Source organism: Mesorhizobium sp. M7A.F.Ca.CA.001.08.2.1 (assembly GCF_003998455.1).
GTDB lineage: Bacteria > Pseudomonadota > Alphaproteobacteria > Rhizobiales > Rhizobiaceae > Mesorhizobium > Mesorhizobium ciceri.
Window position 1 is genome coordinate 1 of the sequence record NZ_RZPW01000255.1, and the last position, 7,866, is coordinate 7,866.

Genomic DNA, 7,866 nt, shown 5'->3' on the forward strand with positions numbered 1-7,866 from the left:
GTGCGTCGTGGTCGTCACGACATGGGCATGCGGCAGCGGCGACGGATGCACGCCGCCGGCGACCAGCCCGGCGATGTGCGCCATGTCGACCATCAGATAGGCGCCGACCGCGTCGGCGATCTCGCGAAAACGCTTCCAGTCCCAGACGCGGGAATAGGCGGTGCCGCCGGCCAGGATCAGCTTCGGCTTGGTTTCATGCGCGGTCTTCTCGATGGCATCCATGTCGAGCAGATGGTCGTCCTGGCGCACGCCATAGGAGACGACCTTGAACCATTTACCGCTCATGTTGACCGGCGAACCGTGGGTCAGATGGCCGCCGGAATTGAGGTCGAGGCCCATGAACGTGTCGCCCGGCTGCAAGAGCGCCAGGAAGACGGCCTGGTTCATCTGGCTGCCGGAATTCGGCTGGACATTGGCGAAGTTGCAGCCGAACAGCTTCTTGGCGCGCTCGATGGCCAGTTCCTCGGCCACGTCGACAAACTGGCAGCCGCCGTAGTAGCGCTTGCCCGGATAGCCCTCGGCATATTTGTTGGTCATGATCGAGCCCTGCGCCTCAAGCACCGCGCGGGAAACAATGTTTTCCGAGGCGATCAGCTCGATCTCGTGGCGCTGGCGGCCGAGTTCGTTGCGGATGGCGCCGAAAATCTCTGGATCGGCGTCGGCCAGCGTGGTTTCGAAGAAGGATTCGAATTTGTTCGACACTGCCGCTGCTGTTGCCATAGCCTGGAATCCTCGGGGTTCGGGGGCAATTTTGTTTATGCATGTCGTTGCCCAAACCGCTGTACACTTTTGGGCAACCTGCACGCGGCGCCATTAACACAGTTGTTTTCGCCCCGCCACGTTTGCCACGCGAAATTTGCTGGCCGGATTGCGCCAGCCAGGCCCGCGCGTCGTTATTTCCTCGCCTTCCGGCCCCTCAGCAATGCCTCGGTGAGCGTGATCTCGGTAAACAGCGCCTGCGACGTATGGTCGTTGATCTCGCCGCTGCGAAACATGGCGCGCACGGCTTCGCGCTCGGCTTCGATGCCCGCAAATCTCAATTCGAGCTCCAGCCTTCCGGCTTCACGCGCCTCGGCGCGGGCCTCATCGGCTTCGTCCGAGGCGGCGATGCGGCGCCGGTACCCGGCGACGATGCTGTCGGCGGCGGCAAGCCTGGCGCCGGGCACCTCGCCTCCCTCATCATCTGCGGCTCCGGCGATGCTCTCGATGCGCGCGATTGCCGCCTTGGCGGCGCCGACACGCGCCAGCCGCTCCTCGGCGGCGCCGGCATCCTCACCCGGCTCGACCAGCCCCCTGGCGATCGTCGGCAGAGCGAGACTGGCGAAGACCAGCGAACAGATGATGACGCCGGCGGCCAGGAAAATGACCAGATCGCGTGCCGGGAACGGCGAGCCGTCCGGCATGGCGAGCGGCAGCGACAATATGCCGGCCAGCGTGATGGCGCCGCGCACGCCGGCCACCGAACCGGCGAGCCGCACGCGCAACCCGAACGGCTCCACCTTGCGCTTGCCCAGACGTGCGGCGATGCCGGCTGCGAGATCGCCTACCCATATCCACAGGAAGCGCAACGCGATCAGGCACAGCGTCAGCGCCACGACGGTCGCGATCGGCTGGATGATCGGGTGCAGGCTCATGAGTTCCGGCGGCACATGGCGGATGATGTCGGGAAGCTGCAGGCCGAGCACGATGAAGAGAGCACCGTTGAAAACGAAGGAAAGCGTCGTCCACAGCGACATCGTCTGCATGCGGGCCGAGACGCCGAGGAAGCGAAACACGCCGGAGCCGCCGGTGAGCAGGCCGGCGGTAACAGCCGCCAGAATACCGGACGCTCCGACATGCTCGGCGCCGAGATAGGCGATGAAGGGCAGCAGAACCATCACCAGCACCTGCGCTTCGGCCGGCACGCCGCCGATCCGGTTGAGCAATTGCAGCAGCTTGGCGGCAACGAACAGCGCCGCGACGCCGATCAGGATGCCGATCGCCACGGCATAGAGAAAACTGAACGAAGCCGCGGCAAGGGAAAAGCTGCCGGTCAGCACTGCTGCGACGGCGAAGCGGAACATGACGAGGCCTGAAGCGTCGTTGAGCAGCGACTCGCCTTCGAGAATGTGCATCAGCCGCGCCGGGACAACATTCCTGTCGACGATCGAGGACACGGCCACCGCGTCGGTCGGCGACAGCACCGCGGCAAGCGCAAAAGCGACCACCAGAGGGATGCTCGGCACTAGCCAATGCAAGGCGTAGCCGAAGCCGACGATGGTGAAGAAGACCAGCCCTATGGCCAGATCCAGGATCGGTCCGCGCAGCGCCATCAGTTCACGCTTCGGTGCGCCATAGGCATCGCCGAACAGCAGCGGCGGAATGAACACCAGCAGGAACAGTTCCGGATTGATCTCGACATGGATGCCGCGCACCGGCCAGGCGAGCGCGGCACCGATCGCAATCTGCAGCACCGGCAACGGCACCCGCACCAGGCGAACCAGCGCGCCGGAAAGCGCCACGAAGACGAGCACGACCAGAATGAAGACAGCGACTTCCATGGTCCGGTTCCAGGCTTTCCCGCCGACCATGCGCAAAGCCGGCCGATCCGTCCAGCCGCCCTCCCGTGAAAAACGCCGCGGCACCCAATCAATGAAAAAAGGCCGCCCTGAGAGGCGGCCTTTTTAAATAGAAATCAAATATTTAAAGCGCGGACGTGATCTGCAGCTCGTTGTTGCCATCAAGCGCGTAGACGTCGTCGCGGAACTGCACCACGCCCGGACCGGTCGACCAGGCCGAGAGATAGAGGAAGTGGACCGGCACCGGATTGGTGACCTGGATCGGCGTGTTTTCACCGGTCTTGATCGCCGCCTCGAAATGCTGGCGGTCCCAGCCGGGCGTGTCGCGCAGGATCCAGGTGACGAGGTCGCGCACATTCTGCACGCGCACGCAGCCCGAGGAATCGAAACGCAACATCTTGCCGAACAGGCTCTGCTGCGGCGTGTCGTGCATGTAGACGCCATCAGGGCTCGGGAAATTGATCTTCACCGAAGCCATGGCGTTTTCCGAGCCGGGATCCTGACGGAACCGGTACTTGGCGGCGTCGTCGGTCGACCAGTCGACATTCATCGGATCGACTTCGCTGCCATCGGGCGCGAACAGGCGGATGTGGCTGTTCTTGAGATAATCGGGATTTTTCCGCATCAGCGGAATGATGTCCTTGCGCACGATCGAGACCGGCGCGTTCCAGTATGGATTGACGATGATCTCGGTGATCTTGGAATTGACGATCGGCGTCTGGCGATCGATCTTGCCGACGATCGCGGTGTGGCGAAGCACGACGCGGTCGTTCTCGACCGCTTCGACCTGGGCTGCCGGAATGTCGACCAGCACGTAGCGGCTGCCCAGCGTGCCGGCCTTCTCGCGCAGCCGCTGCAGATTGGTCTGCAACTGGCCAAGCCGGATCTGCGCCGAAACGTTCATCGCCGCATAGGTGTATTTGCCCATCGAGCCATCAGCCGGCAGGCCGTGACGCAGTTGGAAGCGCTTGACTGCCGAGTCGACATAGGAATCGAAAGCCGTCGAAATGCCGGCGCTCTGCGACAGGTCGCCGGAAACCATCAGCCGCTTGCGCAACGGCACCACATCGGGATCATCGACGCCAAGCTGCAGCTTCTTGGTCGCGGGAACCTCGACCCAGCCACCCTGCCCGACAATGTTCTGGTATTGCCCGACCGCCTGTTCCGTGAAGGCAACGGTCTGCGGGCTGAAGATCGGCAGCGTCGAAGCCACCTTGCCACCCTCGCTGGCGCGGGCGTCGAACTGGTCGTCCCAATTGCCGCGCGCCGAGGATTTCAGGATATCACCGATCACATCCTGCGCATTGGCGCCGCCGGCGACCACCGCGGCTGCGAGCGCGGAGGCTCCGGACAGGAAAAAACGACGGCTGGTTTTCATGGACGTTCCAGACATTGGTAGCAGTTCGATCACTTGCTGCGTTGATCACCGGGCGATCTCGCCCGCACTGTAAAATTGGCAATCTTAACAATTAGCCAACCATGGTCCGTATCAGCTTGGTGTGACAATGCACAGGCGCGATACGGGCTGCGGGTGAACGCATGGCCTTCACCACAGCATCACTGCCATTCTCGGTTCCATTGGAATATGGCGGCAACGTGGCCTTGCGGCCAAATCCGACCGGCCAGCATTCCGAAAAGAACGGACCGTGCTTTTTGGGTATCGATCGGCGATCGACCACGCGGTGCAATGACCAGCCAAATCAAAGAAAGGCCGATGCCTCTCGGCACCGGCCCTGACTGAAGGTCGATATTTCGGCCGCGCTTCTGTGGCGCGGGCCGGATCCGATGCGGCGGATGTCTTACATCCTTACATCCGGTAGGCGATGGTGTCGTTCCAGAAGCGGTCGAGCCGCTGCAAAGCGCGGTTCATCTGCTTGAACTCATCGGTGTTGATGCCGCCGACCTGTTCGATCGAGCCGACATGACGCTCATAGAGGCCGGCGACGACCTCGGCCACCTCATTGCCCTTCGGCGTCAGCGAGACACGGACCGAACGGCGGTCGATGCGCGAGCGCTGATGGTTGATGAAGCCGAGATCGACCAGCTTCTTCAGATTGTAGGAGACGTTCGAGCCGAGATAGTAGCCACGCGAGCGCAGCTCGCCCGCGGTCAGTTCGGAATTGCCGATGTTGAACAGCAGCAGTGCCTGGATGGCATTGATGTCGGAACGGCCGTTGCGGTCGAATTCGTCTTTGATCACATCAAGCAGGCGGCGGTGCAGCCGTTCAACAAGCTGCAGCGATTCCATGTACAGGGAACGGATAGCCTCACGGCGATCGTCGGATACGTTGGCGGTCTTCGCCGCCGGACGCGAATTGATCATTGTCTTTGCCTCTCGTTTGTCGCCCTGGTGATTTTTTGTTTTTCACCTTGATCGCGACACTATCGAATACTCATAAAATTCGACTTAAACGCTAGGGCTAACAAGAGCTTACCGGTAAGAGGTTTCGGAAGAGGCTTAACGAACGGTCACCCGAGCAAGGATAATTAACCTAAAGATTTCGGCAACGATTGCAGGGCTCATTCGAGGCGACAGCCGGGCCGCCAATGGGTTCAACGGCTTAGTGGCGGACCGGGCGCTTCTGCAGGTAGATGACGACGCGAAAGACGACGTAGAGCACCGCCACCGCCGCATGCGAGACGACAATCAGCAAGCGGTGGCCGAACAACTCGGGAAAGCCGGCGTACATGACCGTCTCGGTCACCGCGCAAATGAACCATATCACCGGGCCCCAGGACGCCAGCATCCACAGGCCGGCAGCGGCAAAGGGAAAGAACACGGCGAGCACCACCGCCGCGACCTGCCAGTGCACGGGCATCAGGTCGAAACGCCACAGTGTGCCCGGATAAAAGCCGATCAGCTTGATCCAGTAGAGAATGCCGAACAGCAGGCAGTAGCCCGATATGACGCGCTGGAACCAGGCGAAGATCACCTCCACCCCCGAGGGCTGCAGAACGATGCGCCTTGAGGTCACCTCGCTCATATCAGGAGTTCCCGTTCGCCGAGCGGAGCGAAATAGGCGTCGACATCCGCTTCGCTGACCGCTGCGAGGCTTGCCGGCCGCCATTGCGGCTTCGAGCCCTTGTCGATGATGGCAGCGCGGATGCCTTCGTAGAAATCATGGCCGGCGAGCATCCGGTTGAGGATGCGGAACTCCATCTTCATGCAGGCTTCCATGGACAGCGTCAGTCCGGCGCTGATCTGCCGCCAGGCGACGCGCAGGCTGGTCGGCGAGCGGGTGCGGATCGTCGCCAGCGTCTTTGCCGCGAACTCATCGGCGGCGGCCGCACGCTCGAGGCTGTCGATGACGCGGTTCAGGGACGGTTGCGAAAAATGACGGACAATCGCCTCCAGCGTCGGCCTGTCGGTTTCTCGCCTTGCCTGCACGAAGAAGCCGCGCAGCACCGATTCCGGATCGCCGGTCAACGCCAGCCGGTCGAGGAAGCCAGCCTGGTCCTCGGCCTTGATGGTATGGGTGGCCAGCCCAGACCACAGCGCATCGCCATATCGAATGCGATTGCCGGTCAGCGCCAGATACATGCCGAAGGAGCCGCCGAGATCGGGCAGCAGGTGGCTGGCGCCAACATCCGGAAAGAAGCCGATGCCGACTTCCGGCATGGCAAACTGGGCATTCTCGGTCATCACCCGGTGCGAGCCGTGGAAGGAGATGCCGACGCCGCCACCCATGACGATACCGTCGATCAGGGCGACATAGGGCTTCTTGTAGCTGTTGATGCGGGCGTTGAGCCGGTATTCGTCGGCGAAGAACTCGACCGGCGGTTTTCCCGCCCGACCTGTCTCATAGACATGCAGGATATCGCCGCCGGCCGAAAAGGCCCTGCCCTCTGCCTTGACGACGATGACGTCGATGCCCTGGTCGGCCTCCCAGGCGGAAAGAGCGGCGTCGAGCGCCCCGATCATGCGGTGCGTCAAGGCATTGAGGGCCTGCGGCCGCGTCAAGGTGACGACGCCGGCCCGGCCCAGATGTTCGAAGCGGATCTCGTCGCCTCCGCCAAAATCCATCGTGAAAGAATCCCTCTCCCGGCCGCCGGGACTGAAGTGCTAAAGCGTGGCGCATGGGTGCGTCAATGGCGAGGACACCGGTGCAAGCTCTGGCCCGGACCAGGAGCCAGTGCTAAAAATGGAGCTGCAATACGGAAAACTGGGTAGAGTTCATTGCAGCGTACCTGGTGGGTCTTCGAACGGGACGATTGTTTATGACTCGATTTTCGCACCTTGCGCCGGTGGCAATCGGGCTGAGCCTCTGCTTGGCTGTTCTCCCGGTCATGGCGGGGACTTTGGAAGACCTCTACAGCTCGCAGACCATCGTCAACGGCAAGTACGAGAAGAACCGCCAGTCCGGCTTCAAGCGCTGCCTCGACGCGGTTCTGGTGCGGGTTTCCGGCGATCAGCGCCTGCCGGCGAAACCTGAAATGACGGCATTGCGCGACAAAGCCGGCACCTTCGTCGCCAGTTTCCAGTATCGCGACCGCATGGAAGGCATTCCCAACCATGACGACCAGGGCACGTACGATCGGCCTCATAATCTCTACTGCCAGTACAAGCCTGCTGACATCGACCCGGTGTTGGCTTCGCTCGGCAGCAGGCCGTGGCTGACCGGGCGGCCACGGCTGGCGGTGTTTTTGGCGACCGAGCGCGGAACAACGCATTACGCGCTCGATGCCGAGGACGACCGTGGCATGCTGATGCGCGAATCGTTCGGCAATGCCGCCGTACCGCTGGCCATGCAGGTGACTTTTCCCACGGTGGCGCAGCTGTCGCAGGCCGGATTGGACGATCAGGCGCTTCGCAATGCCGAGATGACGAAGCTCGACACACTGGCGAAGAAGGCCGGCGCCGACCAGGCGCTTTACGGCAGTCTCGTCTGGAGCGACAAGGAACTGGGCTGGATCGCCGACTGGCGGCTGGCCATGGCCGGCAAGACCTACATCTGGCAGGTGCGCGGTGTCGGCTTCGACGAGGCTTTCCGTGTCGCCATCAGGGGCGCGGCACAGATTCTGTCAGGCAATGGGCAACCCGAATAGGCCTCGACCCGGTCGCTGGCACAATCGTGCCGCATTGGTCAGCGGCGGGAGCTCGTGGTAAAAGCCTGCCCGAACGAGAGTACTGGCGATGAACAAATTCACCCCCGCAAAGCCCGCCGGAGCGCGCGGCGTCGACGAGATCACCGGCAGCCGCCGTCTGCGCCGCATGCGCAAGGCCGACTGGTCGCGCCGTCTGGTGCAGGAGAACCGGCTCACGGTCGACGATTTGATCTGGCCGATCTTCGTCGTCGAGGGCAAGGGT

At 62.5% G+C, this 7,866-nt stretch carries 7 protein-coding genes and 1 pseudogene; 2 read left to right on the top strand and 6 right to left on the bottom strand.

The genetic code is table 11. The features are described 5' to 3' along the window. The 6 genes from glyA to EN914_RS16710 form a co-directional block, all read right to left on the bottom strand. A partial coding sequence (gene glyA, locus EN914_RS16685) for a serine hydroxymethyltransferase (protein ID WP_164778761.1) occupies window positions 1–720 on the bottom strand: 720 nt, incomplete at its 3' end. 173 nt (window positions 721–893) lie between these two features. Next, a complete protein-coding gene (locus EN914_RS16690; RefSeq protein ID WP_013532253.1) occupies window positions 894–2,540 on the bottom strand; it encodes a Na+/H+ antiporter in 1,647 nt (548 codons plus the stop codon). A gap of 142 nt (window positions 2,541–2,682) precedes the next feature. Next, complete coding sequence (locus EN914_RS16695; RefSeq protein WP_013532254.1) at window positions 2,683–3,936, bottom strand: murein L,D-transpeptidase; 1,254 nt, start codon at window positions 3,934–3,936, stop codon at window positions 2,683–2,685. A gap of 429 nt (window positions 3,937–4,365) precedes the next feature. Continuing rightward, window positions 4,366–4,881: a transcriptional regulator LdtR gene (gene ldtR, locus EN914_RS16700; RefSeq protein ID WP_008875359.1), complete on the bottom strand. Its 516-nt coding sequence runs from the start codon at window positions 4,879–4,881 to the stop codon at window positions 4,366–4,368. Window positions 4,882–5,119: 238 nt separating this feature from the next. Continuing rightward, on the bottom strand, window positions 5,120–5,542 hold the full coding sequence (locus tag EN914_RS16705) for a DUF6163 family protein (protein ID WP_024504684.1): 423 nt from the start codon (window positions 5,540–5,542) through the stop codon (window positions 5,120–5,122). Further along, a complete protein-coding gene (locus tag EN914_RS16710; protein ID WP_013532256.1) occupies window positions 5,539–6,582 on the bottom strand; it encodes an enoyl-CoA hydratase/isomerase family protein in 1,044 nt (347 codons plus the stop codon). The genes EN914_RS16705 and EN914_RS16710 overlap by 4 nt, the downstream gene beginning before the upstream one ends. Window positions 6,583–6,827: 245 nt before the next feature. Here EN914_RS16710 and EN914_RS16715 point away from each other — a divergent pair, with 245 nt between their 5' ends. Together EN914_RS16715 and EN914_RS16720 are read left to right on the top strand one after the other, a co-directional pair. Continuing rightward, window positions 6,828–7,604: a DUF2066 domain-containing protein gene (locus EN914_RS16715; RefSeq protein WP_245265382.1), complete on the top strand. Its 777-nt coding sequence runs from the start codon at window positions 6,828–6,830 to the stop codon at window positions 7,602–7,604. Window positions 7,605–7,692: 88 nt separating this feature from the next. Then, window positions 7,693–7,866 (top strand): annotated as a pseudogene (locus EN914_RS16720) (porphobilinogen synthase); the annotation flags it as partial.